Below are 24,562 nucleotides of genomic sequence, written 5' to 3'. Positions count from 1 at the left end.
TCCAGGACGGCGCGCTCGGGAACCTCCGGGTTCTGAGGGTTTCGCGGAGCAGGGCGCCTGGCGGCGTACCGCCGGCTACGACGTGGCCGGCACTCCCGGGCTGGGCAGGAAGCCTGTCTCGTGGAAGTACGTCAGATAGCGGATCAGGGTCTCGTCGGTCAGCGGTGGCTGGTGGACGCCCACGGCCGCTGCCGCGGCGGCTGTCCGGTGGGAGTCGAAGCGGCGGAGGTCCTTCGCCTCCCGCCTGGTCTGCCCCTCGTCGCCGAGGAACAGTTGTGCGGCGTTGTCGGGCTGAGCCGCCACGCGAGCCTGCCACTGCGCCGCGGGAACGGTTCGCAGCTCGTGCCCGAGGCAGGCGGCCGCGTCGAAGACGCGGTTCAGGCCCGGCGCGTCCGGGTTGGTGAGGTGGTACGTCTCCGTGCCGGTCCCGCCGGACGCGCAGAGCGCCACGACCGCGGCGCTGACGTAGTCCACGGGCACCCAGTCGGTCGACCCGTACGGCAGGTCCGGCACCACGCCCGCCTGGAGGCAGCCCTTGACGAGCTGCCACAACAGGTCGCGGTCCTGGCAGGCGCCGGTGGCGGTGTCGCCGCTGATACGGCCGGGCCGGTGGACGGTCACCGGCAGGCCGCGTTCGCGGGCCAGGCCGACGAGTCCCTCGGCAACCCACTTGCTCTGCGCGTACCCGTCGGGCAGGGCGGGTGCCGGGCCCGTCGGGGTCGACTCCGTGATGATGACGGGGCCGGGCGCCGGGGCGTACACACCGGTGGTCGAGATGTAATGCATCCCGGGTGAGGCGGAGTCGGCGAGCAGACGCAGCAGCTCCTCGGTGCCGGCCACATTGGGGGCGCGCAGATCACCGTATGCGGCGGCGAAGTTGACGCGCGCGCCGTTGTGCAGGACTGGGCCGAGGCGGCGGACCAGGGCAGTGCGGTCCCCGGGTGACAGACCGAGGCCCGGGGCGGCGAGATCGCCCGGGACGGGGCGGATCAGGTCCGCGTACCGGGGGCGCCACAGACCGTAGCGTTCCAGGTTGGCCCGCAGCCGGTGCGCCGCGCGGTGGTCGTCCTCGGCCCGTACGAGGCAGTCGACGGGGCCGTCGGTCGTCTCGATGAGGTCGCGCAGGAGGAAGGCGCCGAGGAAGCCGGAAGCGCCGGTCAGCAGGGGCCGGGCGGAAGGGCGCAGGAGCCTGCGTGCGGGGGCGGGCACGGCGGCCGCAGCGTCCCGGCCCGTCCCCGAGATGTCCGCTGCCAGCCGAACCTCGGCGGCGAGGTCAGGGGTGGCCGCTTCCTCCTGGCGCTCCTCCCCCGCCTCACGCCCCAGCAGCCGGTCGACGCCCTCGACGGTGGGAGCCGCGAACAGGGCCCGCAGGGAGGGGCGTCGACCGCATCGTTCCCCGATCCGCCGGGCCAGGGTCACGGCGAGCAGCGAATGGCCGCCCAGGGTGAAGAAGTCGTCCGTGACGCCTACCTCGGGCACACCGAGCGTCTCCGCGAACACCTCGGACAGGGCGTGCTCGCGCGCGGTGCGGGGCGCACGGCCTCCTGCCGGTGCGGCACGGTGGGGCGCGGGCAGAGCACGCCGGTCGGTCTTGCCGTTGGGGGTGACGGGCAGGGCCCCGAGACTGACGTGGGCGGCCGGGACCATGTGGTCGGGCAGGGTCGCGGCGAGGTGCGTGCGCACCTCGGCCTCGTCCGGGCCCGGCGCACCGTCCGCGGGCACGGTGTACACGACGAGGCGCCGGTCGCCCGGCCGGTCCTCCCGGACGGCGGCGCAGGCCGCGGCCACGCCGGGCATGGCGGTGAGCGCCGCCTCGATCTCACCGAGTTCGATGCGGAACCCGCGGAGTTTGACCTGGTCGTCGACTCGGGAGACGTAGACGAGTTCCCCGGCTGTCGTCCATCGCACCAGATCGCCTGTGCGGTACATGCGGCCCCCCGCGCTGTCGAACGGGTCGGCCAGGAAACGGGACGCGGTCAGCGCGGCCCGGCCGTGGTACCCGCGGGCGACTCCGTCACCGGACACGTACAGCTCACCGACCACGCCGGGCGGCACGGGTGCCAGCCAGTCGTCCAGGACATGGACCCGGGTGCCGTTGACGGGGGTGCCGATGGACACCGCGCGGTCGGGGGCGAGTGGCCCGTCCGCGTGCTGGAACGCGCTCATGGTGGCGCAGACGGTGGTCTCCGTCGGGCCGTAGGCATTGACGAGGAAGCGGTCCCGCGCCCAGGCGTGCACCAGGGCCGGCGGGCACGCCTCGCCGGCGAGGACCATCGTGATGCCGGCGGGCAGCGAGCCGGGGGGCATCACCGCGAGTGCGGCGGGCGGCAGGGTGAGGTGGGTGATCCCCCGCTCGCGGACCAGGGCTGCGAGGGTGGGACCGGGCAGCAGGGCGTCGCGTTCGTCGATCTCGAGGCGGGCCCCTGAGAGCAGACCCATGCACAGTTCCCAGAACGCGGCGTCGAAGCTGACGGACGCCATGTGCAGCACGCGGCTGCCCGGGATGACGCGCAGCCGCTCGCTCTGGGTCCTGGCCATGGCGCCGACGCCCCGGTGGGTGACCACGACACCCTTCGGGCGGCCGGTGGAACCCGACGTGTAGATGACGTACGCCGGGTGTGCCGGGTCCGGGGACGGGGCGGGGCCGGGGCGGGCGGCGGTGTGCGCCGCCGTCCGGGTGCTGTTGCCGAGGTCGTCGGCGTGGAGGTGCGGCACGCGGGTCTCGGGGAGGCGGCGGTGGATGGCGGTGGTGGTGAGGAGCAGGCGCGGCCTGGCGTCTTCGAGCATGTGCGACAGGCGCTGGGCCGGGTAGTCGGGGTCGAGGGGCACGTATGCCGCCCCGGTCTTGAGGACGGCGAGCAGGGCCACGACGAGGTGGTGGGTGCGGGGCAGGGCGACGGCCACCCGGTCCTCGGGGCCGACGCCCTGTGCGGCAAGGTGGTGGGCGAGGGCGTCGGCGAGGGCGTCGAGCTCACCGTAGGTGAGGGTGGTGTCCGCGTCGCGGACCGCCAAGGCGTCGGGGGTGCGCCGTACCCACTGCTCGAAGAGCGCGGGAACCGTCGACTCGGGCAGCTCCTCGACGGGCCCCGTGCCCCAGGCGGTGAGGCGGGTGCGCTCGGCGGTCGTGAGCACGTCGTACGTGCGCAGTGGGCGGTCCGGGTCTGCGCTGACGGCACCGAGAAGCAGGACCAGCCGGTCGGCGAGGGCGCGTACCGTTGCCGCGTCGAAGAGTTCCGTCGCGTAGTCGACGGCCGCCCGCATGCCACTGAGGGCGCCGCTGTCGTCGTATGTCTCGGTGAAGGTGAACGACAGGTCGAACTTGCTGACCCCGGCGTCGACCGGCACGCCGCTGACCGCGAGGCCCGGAAGGTCGATGCCGGCGGCGGGCGTGTGGTTCTGAACGTTGAGCATGGTCTGGAAGAGCGGATGGTGGCTCTGCGAGCGCGCGGGGTTGAGGAGCTCCACCAGACGCTCGAAGGGGACGTCCTGATGCGCGTATGCGGAAAGGTCGAACTCCCGCACCCGGGAAACCAGTTCGCGGAACGTCGGGTCGCCCGTCAGGTCCGTGCGCAGCACGAGTGTGTTCACGAAGAAGCCGACGAGGTCCGAGGCCGCCTCGTCGGTGCGTCCGGCTACGGCCGTGCCCAGCGGGATGTCGTCGCCGGCGCCGTGCCGGGACAGTACGGTCGACAGGGCTGCCTGGAGCACCATGAAGACACTGCATCCACTGGTGCGGGCGAGGTCCGCGACCCGCTGTGAGGTGGTGCGGTCGACGGCGAAGTCGTAGGTGGCTCCGGTGTGCCGGGGCACGGCGGGGCGCGGACGGTCCCACGGCAGCTCGACCATTTCGGGAAGCCCGTGCAACGCACCCTTCCAGTAATCAAGTTGCCGTGAGACGACGCTCTCGGGGTCGTTCTCGTCACCGAGCAGGCGGCGCTGCCAGAGAGTGTGGTCGGCGTAGTCGACGGGCAGTGCGGTCAGCGCGGGGCCCTCCGCACGGACACGGGCGCGGTAGGCGGCGCCCAGGTCATGGGCGAGGGGCGCCAGGGACGAGCCGTCGGCGGCGATGTGATGGATCACGAGGACCAGGACGTGGGCGTCGCCGGCCAGGCGCATCAGGGTCGCCCGGAGCGGGAGACGGTGCTCGATGTCGATCGGTTCGGCCGTGACGGCTCTGATCCGGTCGGCGGCCTTGTCCTCGTCGACGGTTTCCAGCGCGAACGGGAGGCGGACGTCGTCCGGGGCGGTGATGTGCTGGTGAGGCCCGTGGTCGTGCTCGGGGAAGACGGTGCGCAGGGCCGCGTGCCGGCTGACGACGTCGCCCAGGGCCCCGCGCAGGGCTTCGGTGTCGAGCGGGCCGTCGATGCGTACGGCGAAGGGGATGTTGTACGTGGCGGAGGGGCCTTCGAGCCGGTGGAGGAACCACAGGCGCTGCTGGGCGTACGACAGCGGGAGCGTGGCAGGGCGTTCCTGCGGGACGAGGGCGGGGCGGGCAGGGCGGTCCGCGTCCTCCAGGGCGGCGGCGAGTGTGGCGGCGGTGGGGTTCTCGAAGAGGGTGCGGATCTCGGTCTCGGTGTCCAGGGCGGTGCGCACGCGGCCCACGAGCCGGGTGGCGAGCAGGGAGTGGCCGCCCAAGGCGAAGAAGTTGTCGTCGATGCCGACGCGTGGCACGCCGAGCACGTCGGCGAACAGTCCGGCGAGGATCTCCTCAAGGGCGCTGCGCGGCGCCCGGCCCGCCGTGCCGGACGGGGTGGCGGGCGCGGGCAGGGCCGCCCGGTCGAGCTTGCCGTTGGGGGTCAGTGGCAGCGAGTCGACCGACTGGATGACGGCCGGCACCATGTAGGCGGGCAGGTGGAGTCCGACGTACGCGGCGAGCGGACCGGGGTCCGGGGTGTGTCCGGGTGCGGGGACGACGTAGGCGGTGAGAGTGCGGTCGCCGGGGAGGTCCTCGCGGACCAGCACGCAGGCGGCGCCCACGGACGGGTCGGCGCGGAGCACCGCCTCGATCTCGGCAGGTTCGATGCGGTGGCCGCGCAGTTTGATCTGCTGGTCCGCCCGGGCCACGTAGTGCAGGGTTCCGTCGATGTCCCAGCGCACCAGGTCGCCGGTGCCGTACATGCGCGCCCCGGTGCCGACGAACGGGTCTGCGACGAACCGGGTGGCGGTGAGGCCGGGCCGCCCCAGGTAGCCGCGCGCGACACCGGCGCCCGCGATGTACAACTCTCCCTCGGCGCCGAGCGGCACGGGCCGCATCGCCGCATCCAGGACGTAGACGCGCATGCCGTCGATCGGCCGGCCGATCGGGGCCGCGCCGCCGGGAACGTCGTCGGGGCGAACACGGTGGGTGGTGGCGAAGGTCGTGGTCTCGGTGGGCCCGTAGACGTGGAGGACGACGGTGCCCGGGTGGGCGGCGGCGACGCGCTGCAGGACACAGGGCGCGGCGGCCTCGCCTCCGGAGGCGACCAGACGCAGCAGGCCGAGGGCGTCCGCGCCGGTTTCGGCGAACACGTTGAACAGGGCCGTCGTCAGGAACGCCGCCGTCACACCGTGCCGGGCGACAAGGTCCCGGAGCACGGCCGGCTGGAGCGTTCCCTCGGGCGCCACGACGACGCGGCCGCCGTTGAGGAGCGGGGCCCAGATCTCGAAGGTGGAGGCGTCGAAGACGTACGCCGAGTGCATGAGGACGGCGTCGGCCGCGCCGTCGCCCCAGTTCTGGTCGGACCCGAGGGCCATCACGTCGGCGTGGGTGACGCCGACGCCCTTGGGCAGTCCGGTGGAGCCGGAGGTGAACATCACGTACGCGAGCCGGGTGCCGCCCGTGGCGGCCGGGAGGGCGCCCGGGGCGTCCGGGCCTCCGTGCCGGACACGGCCTGCGGCGTCGACGGTCAGCACGGTCACGTCCGGGCCGAGTTGGCGTACCCAGGGGTGTGCGCGGGTGGTCTCGTCGACGATCAGGACGCGCAGGGCGGCCACCTCGGCGACGCGGTTGAGCCGTTCGGTGGGCCACCGCGGGTCGAGAGGCACGTAGGCGGCACCTGCGCGCAGGACGGCAAGGGAGGAGGTGACCGTGGCGGTCGAGCGGGCCACGAGGATGCCGACGCCGTCCTCGACGCCGGTCCCGAGCCCTGTCAGGGCGCCGGCCAGATCGTCCGAGATCTCAAGGAGCTGCCGGTAGGTCAGCTGCTCGCACGCGCCAGATACGGCCACCGAGTCCGGGTGCCGGGCGGCGCGTTCGGCCACGGCGTCCGGGATGCTCATCTCCAGTGCGTCGACGCGCAGTTCGGCGCCGCATCCCCGGGCGAGCAGTGTCTCGCGCTCGCCGTCCAGAAGGACGGGAACGGCGTCGGCGCGGCGGTCGAGCCCCTGCGCCATCATCGTCAGCAGGCGTCTCATACGGGCGACCGTGCGGGCCACCTCGTCGCGGCCCAGGACGGCGGCCCGGTAGCCGAAGGTGATCCTCAGCGCGTCACCCGGAGCGATGGTGAGGGTGAGCGGGTAGTGGGCCGCGTCCGTGCCGCTGAACCCGGTGACGGCGAGACCGGGCAGTCCGTGCTGCGCGGTGCGCAGGGCCTCGTCGTCCATCGGGTAGTTCTCGAACACGGTAAGGGTGTCGAAGAGTTCGTCCAGGCCGGTGACGCCCCGTATCTCGGTCAGGCCCACGTGCTGACTGCCGAGGAGACGGCCCTGTTCCTCCTGGAGCCGTGTCAGGAGCCCGGCCAGGGTTTCGCCGGACGCCGGGCGCAGCCGTACCGGCACGGTGTTGATGAACAGGCCGACCATCGACTCGATGCCGGGAATCTCCGGCGGGCGCCCGGACACGGTGGCGCCGAACACGACGTCGGGGCGTCCGGTGAGGTGCCCCAGTACAAGACCCCAGGCGCCCTGGACCAGGGTGTTGAGGGTGAGCCGGTGGACGCGGGCCGTCTCGCGCAGCCGGTGCGTCGTGGCCGCGTCCAGTTCGAGGACGAGCGTTTCGGGCAGTTCGGCGGAGTCCGGCGCGCCCATGCCGCCGGGCCCGGCGAGCAGGGTCGGGGCCTCGATGCCGGCCAGGGCAGTGGACCAGGCGTCCAGGGCGGCGGTGCGGTCCTGCTGCGCCAGCCAGAGGAGGTAGGTGCGGTAGGGGGTGACGCGCGGCAGGGCGCTGTCGTCACCCCGGGTCGCGTACAGCTCGAAAAGTTCCCGCACGAGGAGGGGCATCGACCAGCCGTCGAAAAGAATGTGATGGCTCGTCATGACGAGGCGGTGGCGTTGCGGGGCGGTGCGCACCAGCGTGAACCGCATCAGCGGCGGGGTGGTCAGATCGAAGCGGCGGGTGCGGTCGGCGGCGAGGAACGCGGTGAGGCGTTCCTCCGTCGTGCCCGCGCCGTCCGTACCGGTCAGGTCCAGTTCCTCCAGCGGCACGGGAACCTCGGCGGCGACGGCCTGCACGGGCTCGTCCAGATCCTCGTGGAGGAAACCGACCCGCAGGTTGGCGTGCCGGCGCAGCAGGCTGCCGATGGCGGCGCGCAGTGCGGGAACGCCGACGGGGCCTTCGAGGTCGAAGACGAACTGCGCGGTGTAGACGTCCACGGCGTGGGAGTCGTACAGGGCGTGGAAGTGCATGCCTGCCTGCAGCGGCGTCAGCGGTAGTACGTCCTCCAGTTGGAACCCGGTCACTTGCGTCCACCCCACTTGTTCTGCAGTCGGTCGATCTGGGCCTGGCTGAGCGAGACCAGGGGAAGGTCGGACGGCGTGTAGCCGCCCGCGTCGGGTCGTTCGGCGTGTTCCGCGATGGCGCGCAGTGCGCGGATGAACGCATCGGACAGGGCCCCCACGTCCTCCTCCTTGAGGAGGTCGCTGGGCCAGGTCCAGCGGGTCACCAGGCGCGGGCCGTCCGGCAGGTCCTCGGTGTGCGCGTTGATGTCGATGACGTGGTGCACGGGCATGTCCGGGTCCTGGCTGCGTGGCCCGCCGCCGTCGAGCAGGACGTCCCAGTCGGCGCCTTCGCCGCTGTCCGCCGACTCCTGCGAAGCGGCGTACCTTCCGAGGTAGTTGAAGCCGATCTGGGGTTCGGCCGAGGTGGCCAGCCGGGGGCGGGACTCCGGGTTGAGGTAGCGCAGCATTCCGTAGCCGACGCCGTGGTCGGGCACGGTCCGCAGCTGTTCCTTCACGCGTTTGACGGCGCGTTCGACGAGAGCGGCGTCGAAGCGTCCGGGGTCGCGGGCGTCGAGGGGCCCGGGGTCGAGCCGGACCGGGTAGAGACTGGTGAACCAGCCGACCGTACGGGACAGGTCGATGTGATCGGCGATCTGCTCGCGGCCGTGGCCCTCCAGGTCGAGGAGGACGGCGGTGCCGTCCGGCCGGGCCCCGCCGAGGCCGGCGGCCCGTTCCGCCCGCCAGGAGCGGACGGCGAGGGCCAGGCCGGTGAGCAGGACGTCGTCCACTCCGGCGTGGAAGGCGCCGGGGACAGTGGTGAGCAGGGACCTCGCCCAGGTGGCCGGCAGGTGGGTGACCAGGGTGCGCGTCCCGTCGGCGGTGTCCAGATGGGGGTCGAGCGGCCGGTATCCCAACTGCGGATCCGGAGTGCTCAGCACGTCCTGCCACAGCGGGAGTTCGGCCTCCCGCGCGGCCCCGCGCGCCTGGGACGCGAGAAGGTGTGCCCAGCTTCTGTAGGGCGTGGTGACGGCGGGCAACGCCGCGGCCCTGGCGGGGCGCTCGCCGCCGGACGCGGTTTCGGTGACCGCCTGCCAGGCGCGGGCCAGATCGGCCGCGAGGATGCGCCAGGAAACCGCGTCGACGGCCAGATGGTGCACGACGAGCAGCAGGCGCCCGCGCGCGTGCGGTCCGGCATCGCACCAGACAGCCTCGACCACGTCCCCGTGCGCGGGCCGCAGCCGTCTGCGTACGCGTTCGCCCGCCTCGGTGACGGCGGCGCGGGCGGCGCCCGCGTCGAGACCCGCGATGTCGACACGGGTGAAGCGGCGGCGGGCCTGCACGGCACCGGGTGGCAGGGCTTCGAGTACGGGTTCGCCTCCGGCCGGGCGGGTGACCCGCAGACGGAGCATGTCGTGGTGGTCGATGAGGAGTTGGAGTGCGGCGACGAGCATGTCCTCCTCGGCGCCCGCGGGTGTGCGCAGCACCCCGGACTGGTTGTAGCCGTCCGTGGTGCCGGGCCGCTCCAGGAGCCAGGCGGCGATGGGCGTCGGCGGCATCTCGCCGGTGCCCTGTTCGGCCGGTGCGGCGGCGTCCTGGCCGAGCGCGGTGGCGACGGCCGCGATGGCCTCGGGCGTCCGGTGGGCGAAGACATCGCGGGGTGTGACCCCGAGGCCGGCCTCACGGACGCGGCTGACGAGCTGGATGGAGAGGATGCTGTCGCCGCCGAGCGCGAAGAAGTCGTCGTCCGTGCGGACGGCCGGGCTGCGCAGGACGGAGGCGAACACGTCGCACAGGACCTGTTCCTGCGCGGTGCGCGGCTGCCCGCCGGGCCGGGTGGCGGCGGGGCGCGCCGGGGCGGGCAGGGCCCTGCGGTCGGTCTTCCCGTTGGGCAGGAGCGGCAGCGCGTCGAGGGCGACGAAGACGGCGGGCACCATGTACGGCGGCAGGACCGATGTCAGCCGGGTGCGCAGTTCACTGTCGGCCGGACGTGAGGCGCCGCTGCGGCTGTCGGGAACCGTGTAGGCGACCAGGCGCCGCTCGCCCGGCCGGTCCTCGCGGACAAGGGCGCAGGCGGCGGCGATGCCGTCGAGCGCGGTGAGCGCGGCCTCGATCTCGCCGAGTTCGATGCGGAAGCCGTGCAGCTTGACCTGGTCGTCGGCGCGGGAGACATAGGTGATCAGGCCGTCGGCGTCCCGTCGGACGAGATCGCCCGTGCGGTACATGCGGCTGCCGGCGGGGCCGCACGGATCGGCGACGAACCGCGCGGCGGTCAGGCCGGGGCGCCCCAGGTAGCCACGGGCGAGGCCGTCGCCCGCGATGTGGAGCTCGCCGGTCACGCCTGGCGGCACCGGCCGGAGCCCGGCGTCCAGGACGTAGGCGCGGGTGTTGTCGACGGGACGGCCGAGTGGCACACCCCCCTCCCCCTCGGCGGTTTCCGTCTCCCCGCTCCGGTGGTGGTGGGCAGTGGCGTCGATCGTCGTCTCGGTGGGTCCGTACAGGTTGTGCACCTCGACCTGCCAGGCCCGCCCGGTGCGCGCCGCAAGGGACCGGGACAGGGGTTCGCCGCCGCACAGCACGGCCCGCAGGGTCGCGGGCGCCTCCTCGGGACCGGTCTCGGTGAGGACGAGCGAGAGGTGCGAGGGCACGAACTGCACCAGGGTCGCGCCCGCGTCGCGCATACGGGCCAGCAGCCCGGCGGGGTCGTGGTTGAGCGCGCGCGGCACGGGGCAGGTGGAGCCGCCGTGCAGCAGCGGCAGCCAGGTCTCCCAGACCGAGGCGTCGAAGCTGGGCGAGGTACGTGCCAGGACCCGGTCGTCGTCGGTGAGGCCGAGGTGGTCGGCCATCCACGCCATGTGGTTGACCAGGGACACGTGGGTGACGACGACGCCCTTGGGACGGCCGGTGGAGCCCGAGGTGTAGATGACGTACGCGGCGTCGCGCGGGTCCGGCGCGGCGGCGGGCGGCGCCGCGCGCCCGGTGGACCAGGCGGCCCGGTCGTCGAGGGCGAGGCAGGGCATGGACGGGACATACCGCGCGGCGCGGGCGGTGCCGTGGGTGAGGAGCAGCGCCGGGCGGGCGTCTTCGAACATGTAGGTGATCCGGGCCTCGGGGTACTCCAGGTCGACCGGCAGGTAGGCGGCCCCCGCCTTGAGCACCGCCAGCATCGCGACGACCTGGTCGGCGGTGGCGTCCAGGGCGAGGGCGACGAGATCGCCGCGTCCGATGCCCCGGTCGTGCAAGTGGTGCGCCAAGTCGTCGGAGAGCGCGTCCAGTTCGCTGAAGGTGAGCTGGTGCGAGCCGTCCCGCACGGCGATCGAAGCGGGGGTTCTGGCGGACTGTTCGCGGAACGCCTCGGGCGCCGTGCGCGCCGCCACGGGCCGGACCGGGCCGTGCGCGGCCCGCTCCAGGCTCTCAAGCTCGGCCGCGTCCAGGAGGCCGACGGCGTGGACACGCCGGCCGGGGTCGGCGGCGAGCGAGGCCAGCAGGCGGGTCAGGCGCGCGGCCAGTGCGTGCGCGGTGGTGTGGGCGAACAGTTCGGTGGAGAACTCCAGGACACCGTCGAGGCCGGCGGGCCGGCCTGCGCCGTCGCGTGTCTCGGTGAAGGTGAAGGTCAGGTCGAACTTGCTGATGCCGGTGTGCACGGGCTGTTCCGTCACCGTGAGACCGGGCAGGTCGACGGCGGTGTCCGCCTGGTTCTGGAGGACGAGCATGGTCTGGAACAGCGGATGGTGATTCTGGGCCCGGACCGGGCTGAGGGCATCCACCAGCCGCTCGAACGGAACGTCCTGGTGGGCGTAGGCGGCCAGGTCGAACTCCCGTACCCGGTCGATCACTTCGGCGAAGGTGGGGTCCCCGGTCAGGTCGGTGCGCAGGACGAGGGTGTTGACGAAGAAGCCCACCAGGTCGTCGAGGGCTTCGTCGGTGCGTCCGGCGACGGCCGTGCCGAGCGGGATGTCCTCACCGGCGCCGTGCCGGGACAGGAGCACCGACAGGGCCGCCTGGAGCACCATGAAGAGGCTGCATCCCCGGGCTCGGGCGAGATCCGCGAGTGCCCGGTGGGTCTCCTCGTCGACAGGGAAGGCGAACGCGTCTCCGCGGTACGCCGTGACGGCGGGGCGTGGTCGGTCGCACGGCAGATCGAGCAGGTCCGGGGCGCCGGCGAGTGCGGTGCGCCAGAAGTCCAGCTGGCGGGCGGCCTGGCTGGTGGGGTCGTCCTCGGCGCCGAGCAGCGCGCGCTGCCACAGCGTGTAGTCGGCGTACTGGACGCCCAGTTGAGTCCAGGAGGGTGCCTCGCCCTCGGCACGTGCCCGGTAGGCGTCGCCCAGGTCGCGGGCGAGCGGGGCGAGGGACCAGCCGTCGCCCGCGATGTGGTGGACGAGCAGCACGAGGACGTGGGTCTGGGCGCCGAGCCGCAGCAGCCTGGCCCGTACGGGCAGTTCGGTGCTCACGTCGAAGGTGTGCGCCACCTCGGCGGTCAGGACCTCGTCGAGGCGGGCAGGGTCGGTGTCGCGGGGCGTCAGGTCGAGGTCGGCGCCACTGGCGTCGAGGACGAGCTGGCGCGCCACGCCGCCGGCCTCGGGAAAGACGGTGCGCAGGCTCTCGTGGCGTTCGACGACGTCCTCGAGGGCGCTCTGCAGGGCGTCCGCGTCGAGCGGCCCGTCCAGGCGGAGCACCATCGGCACGTTGTACGTGGCGCCGGGCCCCTCGAACCGGTTGAGGAACCACAGGCGCTGCTGGGCGAAGGACAGCGGCAGCGGATCAGGCCGGCGCCGGGCCCGTTCCAGGGGGGTCCTGGCCTCTTCGGCGCCGTCCAGCGTGGCAGCGAGCGCGGCGGGCGTGGGGTGTTCGAAGACGGCCTTGACCTGGACCTCCACGGCGAGCGCGGTACGGATACGCGCGGCGAGCCGGGTGGCGAGCAGGGAGTGGCCGCCCATGGCGAAGAAGTCGTCCTCCGCGCCCACCCCGTCCAGGCCGAGCACGTCGGCGAAGAGCGTGCAGAGGATCTCCTCGCGCGCGGTGCGGGCGGCGCGCCCGCGGACCGGACCATGGTGCGCGGGCTCCGGCAGGGCACGCTGGTCCACCTTGCCGTTGAGGGTGAGCGGCAGCGCCTCGATCAGGACGAACACGGAGGGCACCATGTAGGCGGGCAGGGACCTGCCGACGGCTCGGGCGAGGTCGCCGGGTTCGGGGCGCGCCCCGATGGCGGGCACCACGTACGCGACGAGACGCCGGTCGCCGGGGGCATCCTCGCGGACGACGGCGAAGGAGTCGGCGACGCCCTCGCAGCAGGCCAGCACGCCCTCGATCTCACCGAGTTCGATGCGGTAGCCGCGCAGCTTCACCTGGCTGTCGGCGCGGGTGACGTACGCGATCTGCCCGTCGCGGGTCCACCGGACCAGGTCGCCGGTGCGGTACATGCGCCCGCCCGCCGGGTCGAACGGGTCGGCCACGAAGCGGGCGGCGGTCAGGCCCGGAAGGCCGGTGTACCCGCGTGCCACACCGCGTCCGGCGAGGTACAGCTCGCCCACGACTCCCGGCGGGACCGGCCCCAGGGAGCCGTCCAGGACGTACAGGCGCATGCCGTCCAGGGCTCGTCCGATGGGCGGTGGTCCCGACGGCAGGTCGGCCGCCACGTCGTAGCGGGTGGCGAAAGTGGTCGTCTCGGTGGGTCCGTACACATGGAGGACGCGCGCGCCGGGCGCGGTGCCGGCAACGCGCTGCATCGCATCCGGGGAGGCCAGTTCTCCCCCGGCGCAGACGAGCCGGAGGCCGGCGAAGGCGCCGGGATCGGTGTCGGCGATCACGTTGAACAGGGCCGTCGTCAGGAAGACCGCGGTCACTCCGTGCTCATGGACGGCATCTCCGAGGACGCGGGCCTCCAGGACGCCGTCCGGTGCGACGACGACCCTGCCGCCGTGCAGCAGCGGGGCCCAGATCTCGAACGTGGAGGCGTCGAAGACGTACGCCGAGTGCAGCAGGACCGCGTCGGCTGCGCCGCCCTGCCATGCGGAGTCGGCCGCCAGGGCCACCACGTCGGCGTGCGTGACTCCGACGCCCTTGGGCAGGCCGGTCGAGCCGGAGGTGAACATCACGTAGGCGAGGGCTCCGGGGCCGGGCACGGGGGCTGGGCGGCCCTGCTGCTCGGGCGCGCCCCGCAGTATCCGGCCGAGCCTGTCCACGACCACGACCGGTACCCGCTGGGCCGTCGCGGCCACCCACGTGGAGGCGAAGGCGTCCTCGTCGACGACGAGGACGCGCACGTCCGCCACCCCGGCGACCTGTTCGAGCCGCTCCCCGGGCCAGCGCGCGTCCAGCGGGACGTAGGCGCCGGCCGCGCGGACCGCGCCGAGCGACACCGACACCATGGCGGGCGACCTGGTGAGCAGCACGCCGATCCCGGACTCGGGGCTGACGCCGAGGCCCGCGAGGGCGCGGGCGAGGTCGGCGGAGATCCGGTCGAGTTCGGCGTAGGTGAGGGCGGTGTCGTCGTCGGCGACGGCCACGGCTTCCGGTGTGCGGTGCGCCTGGGCCGCGAAGAGCGCGGGCAGGGTGGCGGCATCGTCGGGGGCGGGCAGGCCGCGGCCGGTGCCCCAGTGGGTGACACGGGCGTGTTCGTCCCGCGTCATCAGGTCGTAGCTCGCGATGGGCAGAGCGGGCTCGGCGGCCACCTGCTCCAAGAGCCGGACCAGGCGGTCCGCGAGGGCTTCGACGGTGGACCGGTCGAAGAGGGCGGTGGCGTACTCGATCCCGGCGGTGAGGCCGCCCCCGCCCCGCTCCTCGTTGAAGGCGAAGGTGAGGTCGAACTTGCTCAGGCCGTTGTGGACGAGCCGGTCCTCGACGGTGAGGCCCGGCAGCTCGGGGCGGGCGGTCTCCTGGTTCTGCAGGACCAGCATGGTCTGGAACAGCGGATGGTGGTTGCGCGCCCGGACAGGGTTGACGCTCTCGACGAGACGCTCGAAGGGCACGTCCTGGTGCGCATAGGCGGCCAGGTCGAACTCCCTGACGCGTAGGAGCAGTTCCCGGAAGGTCGGATTGCCGGACAGGTCCGTGCGCAGGACGAGCGTGTTGACGAAGAACCCGACCAGATCCTCCAGCGCCTCGTCCGTGCGGCCGGCGACGGGCGAGCCGAGCGGAATGTCGTCGCCCGCGCCGTGCCGGTGCAGCAGGGCGGCCACCGCCGCCTGGAGCACCATGAACACACTGCTGCCCGACTGCCTTGCAAGTCGCTGGAGTTGGGCGTGCAGAGGGGGTGGTACGTCGAAGGTGTGGACGGCTCCCGCCGGGTCGGTGGTGACCGGGCGCGGCCGGTCCAGCGGCAGGTCGATCAGCCCGGGCAGACCCGCGAGGGCGGTGTGCCAGTGGTCGAGCTGCTGCCGCAGGACGCTCTGCGGTGCGACGCCGTCGCCCAGGGCGGCGTGTTGCCAGAGGGTGTAGTCGGCGTACTGGAGCGGGGTGCCGGCCGTCGGCTCGGGCTCCCGGCCGGCGAGACGGGCCCGGTAGGCGTCGCCGAGATGTCGGGCGAGCGGGGCGAGGGACCACCCGTCGCCCGCGATGTGGTGCAGGACGAGCACCAGGACGTGGTGGCCAGGTGCGGCGCGCAGCAGCAGGGCGCGCAAGGGCGGGTCCGTGATGACGTCGAACGGCTCGCGCACGGCGGCCAGGACGGCTTCCTCCAGATCCGCGGGCGCCGTGCTGACGACTGGCAGGCGAGGTGTGACCGCGTCGGCGGGAAGAACCAGCTGATGCGGTACGCCGTCCCGTTCGGGGAACAGGGTGCGCAGCGCCTCGTGCCGCTCCACGACGTCGCGGAGGGCGGCGCGCAGGGCGTCCGTGTCCAGGGCGCCGTCGAGTTCGAGGACGAGCGGGATGTTGTAGGCGGAGCTGGGGCCTTCGAGCCGGTTGAGGAACCACAGGCGCTGCTGAGCGAAGGACAGCGGCAGCGGATCGGGCCGCTGCGCGGCGGGCACCACCGGAGGGTGGGCCCGGCCCCGCATGTCGAGGACGCGGGCCAGGCCCGCGACGGTCGGGTGCTCGAAGAGGGTGCGGACGGCGATCTCGGCGCCCAGGACGGCGCGGACACGGCTGACGACCCGCATGGCGAGGAGCGAGTGCCCGCCGAGGTCGAAGAAGCTGTCGTGCGGGTTCACGAGGGGCCGTTGCAGGACGTCGGCGAAGATACCGGCGAGCAGGCCCTCCTGGAGGCTGTGCTGCCCCGCTCCGTCGGCGGCGTCGGAGCCCGGCGCGGGCTCCGGCAGGGCGCGCCGGTCCACCTTGCCGTTGGGCAGGAGCGGAAGATCGTCCAGGATGACGACGGCACCGGGCACCATGTGGTGGGGCAGGCTCTCGGCGAGGGCGTCGCGCAGGGTGACGGGGCGCACGGCCGGGTCGCCGGTGACGGCGTAGGCGACGAGGCGGCGCCCGCCGGGTATGTCCTCACGGATCACGGCGCAGGCGGCCGATACCCCGGGGCGCGCCAGGAGTGCGGCCTCGATCTCGCCCAACTCGATGCGAAATCCCCGGAGTTTGACCTGGTCGTCGGCGCGGGCCACATAGTCGAGCAGGCCGTGCCGGTTCCACCGGACCAGGTCGCCCGTGCGGTACATGCGGACGCCCGTGCCGTCGAACGGGTCGGCGACGAACCGTGCGGCGGTCAGGCCCGGGCGGTCCAGGTAGCCGCGGGCCAGGTTGGGGCCCGACAGGTACAACTCACCGGTGACACCGGGCGGTACGGGCCGCAGCCTGCCGTCGAGGACGTAGGCGCGCATCGTGTCGACGGGGCGGCCGATCGGCACGGTCTCGTACGGCGTGCCGTCCGCCGCTCCGCTGTTCTCCTGGCCGCCCACGCGGAGGGCGGTCGCGTCGATGGCCGTCTCGGTCGGCCCGTAGAGGTTGTGCACTTCGGCCCGCCACAGCTCGGCGACGTCGTCGGCGAGGGCGCGTGGCAGCGGTTCGCCGCCGCACAGCACGGCGCGCAGGCCGGGCAGCGGCGCGGTGTGCGCCGCCTCGGTGAGGACGAGGGTCAGGTGGGAGGGCACGAACTGGGCGACGGTGACGCCGAACCGGCTCATCCAGGAGACCAGGGTGCGGGGCTCCGTGTTGGCACCGGGCGGCAGCACACAGACTTCGGCGCCGTTCATCAGCGGGAGCCACAGCTCCCACACGGAGGCGTCGAAGCTGGAGGAGGTGCGGGCGAGGACCCGGTCGTCCTGGGTGATCGCCAGGTGCCGTGCCATCCAGGCCATGTGATTGGCCAGGGCGGCGTGCGGCACGACCACACCCTTGGGGCGGCCGGTGGAACCGGAGGTGTAGATGACGTACGCGGGGTCTGCCGGGCGGGGTGCGACCGGGAGGGACGCGGTGTGGCCCGTGGGCCGGGCCTCCCGGTCGTCGACGGCGAGCCACGGTACGTCGCAGACGGGCAGGTCCGGGTGGACGTCCGTGGTGGTGAGCAGCAGGACGGGACGGGCGTCGTCGAGCATGTGGCGGATGCGGGCGGGCGGATACTGCGGGTCGACGGGCAGATAGGCGGCGCCGGCCCGCGACACGGCCAGCATGGCGACGACGGTGTCCACGGACGGCGGAGCGGCGATGGCCACCGTGCCCTCACGGCCCGCGCCGCGCTCGCGCAGGATGTGGGCGAGGGTGTCGGCGCGGGCATCGAGTTCGGCGTACGTGAGGCTCGTGTGCGCGTCGCGCACGGCAACGGCGTGAGGTGTGCGCGCGGCCCACTCCCGGACCGCTTCGGGGGCGGTACGGGCGGGCAGCGGCTGCTCCGCGCCGCGTCCCTGGGCGAGAAGGCGGTCCCGCTCACCCGGCGCGAGCGGGTCCAGGTCGCTGATGGCCCGGCCGGGCTCGGTCACGGCCAGGGTGAGGACACGGGCGAATCTGGCGCTCAGGGCGCGAGCGGTGGCGGCATCGAAGAGGTCCGTCGCGTATTCCAGGTATCCGCCGATGCCTCCGGCGACGGGCGGGGGGTCCGCGACAGCGCGCCCTGCCGGGGCAGTGGGTCCGGGAGTTCCCCGGTCGCGATGTCCGGTGGGTCTGGTGGCGTCGGTGGGTCTGGTGACCTCGGTGCCTACAGGGACTTCAGCGGCTTCGGGCGCTTCAGCAGCGTCGGTGACTTCGGTGACTTCGGTGACTTCGGTGACTTCGGTCAGCGAGAACGTCAGATCGAACTTGCTGCCCCCGCGGTGCTGGGACCGGTCGTGGACGGTGACGCCCGGCAGATCGAGGCCCGCCCGCTCCTGGTTCTGAAGGACCAGCATGGTCTGGAAGAGGGGGTGGTGGTCGCCGGACCGCTCAGGGTTGAGGGCCTCCACGATCCGCTCGAACGGGACGTCGCCGTGGCTGAGGGCGGCGATGTCGAACTGCTTGACCCGGTCGAGCAGTTCACGGAAGGACGGATCGCCGGAGAGGTCCGCGCGCAGCACGACGGTGTTGACGAAGAACCCGACCAGATCGTCGAGGGCCTCGTCGGTGCGTCCGGCCACCGCGGTGCCCAGCGGGATATCGGAACCCGCGCCGTGCGCCTGCAGCGTCACGGCGAGGGCCGCCTGGAGCACCATGAAGGGGGTGCAGCCTGCGCCACGGGCGAGCCGGGTCAGCGCAGCGTGCGCGGGGGCGGGCAGCTCGAAGGGGACGGCGCCGCCCCGATGGCTGGGTACGGCCGGGCGGGGCCGGTCGAGGGGCAGGTCCAGCAGGTCGGGGGCGCCGTGCAGCGCCTCCTGCCAGAAGGCGAGCTGGCATGCGGCCAGGCTGTCCGGGTCGCCGTCGTCGCCGAGCAGCCGGCGCTGCCAGAGGGCGTAGTCGGCGTACTGCACGCGCAGCGGGGCCCAGTCGGGCGTGCCCGTGCCCTCGCTCCTGGCGCGGTAGGCGGTGCCGAGGTCACGGCTGAGCGGGGCGAGGGACCAGCCGTCGGCGACGACATGGTGGAGAACGAGGACCAGGAAGTGGCGGGCGGGGCCCAGACGGAGCAGATGGGCGCGGACGGCGGTGTCGCCCATGAGGTCGAAGGGCGTGGTAGTCAGCCGGCACAGCGTTTCCTCGGCCCAGGCGTCGGCGGTCTTCCCGACCGGGGGCCGCTCGACGACGAGTGGGACGAACGATGCGGCGTCGTCCGCATCGAGGACTTCCTGGCGGGCGATGCCGTCGTGCTCGGCGAAGACGGTGCGCAGGCTCTCGTGGCGGGCGACCACGTCGGCCAATGCCCCGCGCAGGGCGTCCGTGTCCAGAGGACCTTCGAGTTCGAGGACGAGCGGAACGTTGTAGGTGTCGCCGGGGCCCTCCATCCGGTTGAGGAACCAGAGGCGCTGCTGCGCGAAGGAGAGCGGTACCGCTTCGGGCCGCGGCTGCGGGGAGAGGCCGGGCCGGGCCGCCGCGGTGGTGTCCAGGACCGCGGCCAGGGAGGCGACTGTGGGGTGCTCGAAGAGCGTACCCAGGCCGAGTTCGGCGCCCAGGGCGGTCCGCACCCGGCCGATGAGGCGGGTGGCGAGCAGCGAGTGGCCGCCCAGGGAGAAGAAGTTGTCGTCGATACCGACCGCGGTCACACCCAGGACGTCGGCGAACAGGCCGGCCAGGACCTCCTCGTAGGCGGTGCGCGGGGCGCGGCCCGTGGTGGCGACAGCGCGGGGGGCGGGCAGGGCGCGGCGATCGACCTTGCCGTTGGGGTTCAGGGGCAGTGCGTCGAGTGCCACGAACGCGGAGGGCACCATGTACGCGGGCAGGGCGCGCGCGACACGACGGGCCAGGGCGGAGCCGTCCGGCCGGGCGCCGGGGGCGGGCACGACATAGGCGACGAGTCGGCGGTCGCCGGGTAAGTCCTCGCGGACCACGACGCAGGCACCGTGCACATCCGGCTCGGTGAGCAGGACGTTCTCGGTCTCGGCCGGTTCGATGCGGAACCCGCGGAGTTTGATCTGGCCGTCCGCGCGCCCGACGTACTCGATGTCGCCGCGCGCGGTCCAGCACACGAGGTCACCGGTGCGGTACATGCGGCCACCACGTGCGTCGTACGGGTCGGCGACGAACCGGGTGGCGGTCAGCGCGGCACTGCTCTGGTAACCGCGGGCGACGCCGTGGCCGCTCACGTACAACTCCCCCACGACGCCGGGCGGCACCATGCCGAGGGAGTCGTCCAGCACGTACAGGCTCACCCCGTCGAGGGCCCGGCCGATGGGCGGGACGCCCTCGGTGCCGGCAGCGACCGGATGGCGGGCGGCGAAGGTCGTGGTCTCCGTGGGGCCGTACACATGCAGGACGAGCGTGGTGGGCGCCGCGGCGGCCACCCGCTGCATCAGGTCCGGGGTCGCGGCCTCACCGCCCGCGGCCACCATGCGCAGCCCGGCGAACGCCGTCGGGTCCGCCTCGGCCACCACGTTGAACAGCGCAGTCGTCAGGAACAGCGCGGTGACACCATGCCGGTCCACCATGTCGTGGAGGACCCGTGCCTCCAGGACACCGCTGGGTGCGACGACCACGCAGCCGCCGTTCAGCAGCGGCACCCAGATCTCGAACGTGGAGGCGTCGAAGACGTAGGCGGAGTGCAGCAGCACCGCGTCGGACACGCCGTCCGTCCAGGTGCTGTCGGCGGCCAGCGCGAGGACGTCGGCGTGGGTGACGCCGACGCCCTTGGGCAGCCCGGTGGAGCCGGAGGTGAACATGACGTAGGCGAGCCGGTCGCCGCGGGTCACGCGCGGCAGCGGTCCCGGCCGCGGCGGAGCGCCGCGTAAGACACCGCCGAGAGCGTCGACGACGATCAGCGGAAGGCCGGCGGCAGTCTCCTGCACCCAGGGCTGATCGGCGGTGGCCTCGTCGACCACCAGGGCACGGACGCGAGCGGCTTCCGCGACGCGGCCGAGCCGTTCGGCCGGCCAGGCAGCGTCCATGGGTACGTACGCCGCTCCCGCGTTCACGGCGCCGAGCGTGGCGGACAGCACGGCCGCCGAGCGACCCACGAGGACGCCGACGCCGTCCTCGGCACCGACGCCCCAGCCGGCCAGGGCACCCGCAAGGCCCTCCGCCGCCCGCGCCACCTCCCGGTACGAGAGCGTGACGGCGCCGTCCACCACCGCCGGGGCGTCCGGAGTCCGGCGCGCCTGCGCCCCGAACGCCTCCGGCAGGCTCGAGGCCACGGCTCCCGCCGGCAGGGCGGTCCCGTGCCCCTGCGCGTGCAGGGCCCTGGCGGTGGTCTCGTCGAGGAACGGCAGGTCGCGCAGGGGGATGTCGGCGTCCGCGTCGGCCAGAGCCGACAGGAAGGAGACGATGGCCTCCTGGTGCAGCCGCACGTCCTCGGGACGGTACAGCTCCGGGTTGGCGTCGAACCCGATCAACGGCCCTTTGCCCTCGCCCCGTTCTGAGACGAAGAGAGAAACGTCGTCGACAGGGCCGATGGACAGCACGCGGGAGGCGCCGGGGCTGCCGGCGAAGTCGAGGTCGTAGTCGTAGCCCATGATGTTGACGACGACACCGGTGAGTCGGGCCGCATCGTCGGCCATGTTCAGCTCACGGGCGAGTTGTTCGCGTGAGAAGCGGCGGTGACGCAGGGCGCCGCGCATCTCGGCGGTGACGGCGCGGACCAGAGTGCCGACTGTCATGTCGGCGGTGACGGTCACGCGCAGCGGCAGGATGTTGGCGGTCATGCCGACGATGTGCCGCAGTCCGCCGTGCCGGCCGTTGGAGGCTAGGCCCACGGTGACGTCCTGCGTTCCGGTGACCCGGCCGACGTATGCGGCGACCGCGCTGACGAGGACGGCGCTCCAGGTGGTGCGGTTGGCGGAGGCGAGCCGGCGCAGGCTGTCGAAGACGACGACGGGCAGCGTCTCGCCGCCGTGCAGCCGGACGTCCGGCCCGTCGAGGACCGCCGGTGCGGGAGCGTCGGTGCGCCGGCGGATGAGCGCCCTCTCACCGCGCGCGTCCGCTTCACCCCCGGCACCGGCCGTTTCCACGGCGCGGTCGGCGACCAGGTCCGCGAACCTGCCGGTCCAGTAGGCACGGTCGGCCTCGTAGCGGTCCGAGCCGCGGTAGTCCGCCTCGTCGGCGACGAGATCGCGCAGGGGCGCGGAGGGCAGCTCGACTTCGGCAAGGTCCTCGCCCCGCACAGCACGCCCGTAGAGGTCGGCCACGGTGCGGGCGAAGACGGCGCCGCCGAGGCCGTCGACGGCTATGTGGTGGAAGCGCACGTACCAGTAGTGCAGTCGGTGGTCGAGACGCAGCAGCGCGAAGTGGTGGTGCGGGGCGTCGAGCCTGTCGACGGCGGCCATGTCGTCGGCCAGGTAGCGCTCGGCCTCTCCGACGGGATCGTCGGCGTCGGACAGATCAACCACGCGGAGCCGGCTGCTCTCGGCCCGGGAGCGACGGACGACGTGCTGACGGACGGTGTCGCCGTCGGCGACGAACTCGACGTTGAGGCTGTCGCACAGCGCGACGGCCCGGTCCAGCGCTGCGGCGAACAACACCCCGTCGAGGTCGCCACGAATCTCGAAGCATTCCCCGATGTTGTATTTCGGACTGTCCGGATCGACCAGTTGTCCGTACCAGACGCCTTGTTGAGCCGCAGTAATCCCGAAGGACTCGAAGGACTCTTCGAGAACCGCGTACGAGGGGACGGAGCCGTTTTCGCGCATGCCGAGCCACACCTTTGGGGAGAGTTTTCGGGGGGGGCGAAGAAGGCGGGACGAAACCGGCCACACCGGTGCAGCATCCATCGCCTACGAGGGGCTGGTGAAAGCGAAGATGCACATCGCCGGACCCATGACGTCAGGCACTGGCAGCGGCCTTACCGGCTCAGGCACTCCACTGTCTTCGCGCATACAAGGACGAGCCACGAGGCTGTCCACCGATGATTCATGAAATCTTTAATGGACGCGATGTGAGCACTTACGGGCTCGACATGACCGATTACCCCTCCTTCCTGATCGACTTTGCTCTCATACGAGCAGAATCGATCAGGCAGGAGGGTCGGAACCCGCTCGGCCCAGTAGCGGCACGCGCCACTCCCGACGGCTCGGGGGCCGCCCTATCCGGCGTCGGCCTCCATCGCCCGCACCAGACTGGTGGGCCGCATGTCGCTCCACGCGGCCTCGATCGCATCCAGGCACTCCTGACGCGACCCTTCCGGTCCGTCAACGCGCCAGCCACCCGGGATATCGATGTGCGCCGGCCACAGCGAGTACTGACCCTCGCCATTCACCAGCGTCACGAACCGCCCCGACTCGTCATCGAAAGGATTGGTCACGACCGTCCCCCACTATCCACGACATGTTCATCAGATATTTTCAGGCATGCTGCGCCGGTCAATTTTCTGCAGCCACATCCAAGCCGTCCACCCCCTCGCGGTGCGATCTCGACCACGCATGGCGGAGATACGTTACGCCTCGAGATACCGGCATGGCGTGACACGTGGGCTCGCCGGAGCTCCCCGACTTCGCCCGCGCACACCAATCACAATAGATGACCCTCGACGGCCAAAGGCGCAAATTCAGCCCATTACTTACGAGCACTCAATCGGGCAACGGGGGAAGAGACTCGCCCGAGACATATGCCAACCCGCCCTCAACAGAAACATTCGGCCACCCCATGTCCCTATTATGCGAGTATTGCTGAGTACGACCCGTTCAAATCCGGATAGCCGTCGGCGTGCGCCCGCAGACTCTCTGACACCCACAGCTCTCAATGCGCTCCCGTGCGCCGGGCGCGCGCCCCGCCCCGCCAAGCGGAGCCGGTGCCCGTCGCCAGGCGTGAGGCCGACCGCGCCGAGCGCGTACATGTGCTGGAGCAGTCCTGGACAGCTCCCTGCACCGGGCCCGCCCGAAGCGGTTCGGCTGGCTGATCATCGCTCTGCGGCGCGAGGGGACCGGCTCCGTACGCGGGGGCGGTCCTGGAGCCCGCCCCCACGCACCGCGGCACCGGTACGAGCCGCCCGAAATGCGCCATTGGCCTCACGACGCGCACCTCCCGGCGAGGCGACGCATGGCCGCGCTCCGCACCGACGCCGCATCATGGCGCTGTCGTGCGGGAACAGCCCTCCACGCCACCGCGTGAAGACGGCTTCACATGACCTTCACCATCCGACCGCTTCCAGCCGCACCGCGTGCGCGGTGCGTCTCGTGGTGCAGACGGGCGTGGGGACCGTGCTTAGTCTCCCGGGCCATGAGATTCACTCGCACGAGACGCTTCGGTCTCGCCACGATCATCGCCCTCGCCCTCGCCGTCTTCGGCCTGGCGCCCTCCGCGAGCGCCGCCGCCCCGGCCCCGGCAGAGCTGTCGTTCAGCACCGACGCCGCCACCACCACGCCCGGCGGTGCGGTGAACCTGTCGATGACGATCAAGAACAATCAGACGTACGACATCTGGTTCATCTACCAGACCATCAACCCGACCTGGCTGACCACCCAGCGCCCCGACCTCACGTACAGCCTCACCGGCTGCAGGCTGGCGACGGACGCCGGGGCCGTCCCGTGTTCAGGTACCGGGCCGGCGAACCTCGGCGGCAACTACGGCACCACCATCCCGCCCGGCCAGAGCCGTACCGTCACCCTGACCTTGCAGGTCGCCGCCGACTCCGGCTGCAACGGCAACATCGGCTTCTACTCCTACTTCTACGCCGAGTTCAGCGACAGCACCAGCCTCAGCGGCGGTCCCGTGTACACGCCCGAGACCCGCGTGCTGTGCGCGTGACACCCCTGTGCGCCCCGAGCGGCGCACGCCCCCGCTGAGCGGGGACCTCATGGACGAAGGCGGCGGCCGACCCTGCTCCACACCGGCCGCCGTCGGCTTGCCAACCCGGAGTGACTTGATCCAGCTCCACACCGGCCGGCATCTTGGTCTAGTCCACTGACGTTCCACCTCCGCGACGTGCGGCGGTCCGCGTACCGCCGTTCGCCCTCCGCAGCAGCACACAGGTCTGCGGGCGGCCCCCACCCCCCGATGA

The 24,562-nt window shown here is 72.7% G+C and carries 4 protein-coding genes; 1 reads left to right on the top strand and 3 read right to left on the bottom strand.

Annotated elements, in window-relative coordinates; genetic code table 11:
• Positions 1-75: 75 nt before the first annotated feature.
• The 3 genes from ACFWSK_RS00940 to ACFWSK_RS00930 form a co-directional block, all read right to left on the bottom strand.
• Positions 76-7,656: an amino acid adenylation domain-containing protein gene (locus tag ACFWSK_RS00940; RefSeq protein WP_383780122.1), complete on the bottom strand. Its 7,581-nt coding sequence runs from the start codon at positions 7,654-7,656 to the stop codon at positions 76-78.
• Positions 7,653-22,256: an amino acid adenylation domain-containing protein gene (locus tag ACFWSK_RS00935; protein WP_383780119.1), complete on the bottom strand. Its 14,604-nt coding sequence runs from the start codon at positions 22,254-22,256 to the stop codon at positions 7,653-7,655. The genes ACFWSK_RS00940 and ACFWSK_RS00935 overlap by 4 nt, the downstream gene beginning before the upstream one ends.
• Before the next feature lie 392 nt (positions 22,257-22,648).
• A complete protein-coding gene (locus ACFWSK_RS00930) occupies positions 22,649-22,867 on the bottom strand; it encodes an MbtH family protein (protein WP_383780116.1) in 219 nt (72 codons plus the stop codon).
• A 914-nt stretch (positions 22,868-23,781) separates the two neighbouring features.
• Here ACFWSK_RS00930 and ACFWSK_RS00925 point away from each other — a divergent pair.
• Positions 23,782-24,309: a hypothetical protein gene (locus tag ACFWSK_RS00925; RefSeq protein ID WP_383780114.1), complete on the top strand. Its 528-nt coding sequence runs from the start codon at positions 23,782-23,784 to the stop codon at positions 24,307-24,309.
• Positions 24,310-24,562 lie beyond the last annotated feature (253 nt).

It is taken from the genome of Streptomyces sp. NPDC058620, assembly GCF_042717135.1.
Classification (GTDB): Bacteria; Actinomycetota; Actinomycetes; order Streptomycetales; family Streptomycetaceae; genus Streptomyces.
This window is presented reverse-complemented; position numbering and strand designations above follow the sequence as displayed.

Bases quoted from the DNA above. Each gene is read 5' to 3' on its own strand.
- ACFWSK_RS00935 (WP_383780119.1), bottom strand. From the start codon at position 22,256: ATGCGCGAAAACGGCTCCGTCCCCTCGTACGCGGTTCTCGAAGAGTCC.
- ACFWSK_RS00925 (WP_383780114.1), top strand. From the start codon at position 23,782: ATGAGATTCACTCGCACGAGACGCTTCGGTCTCGCCACGATCATCGCC.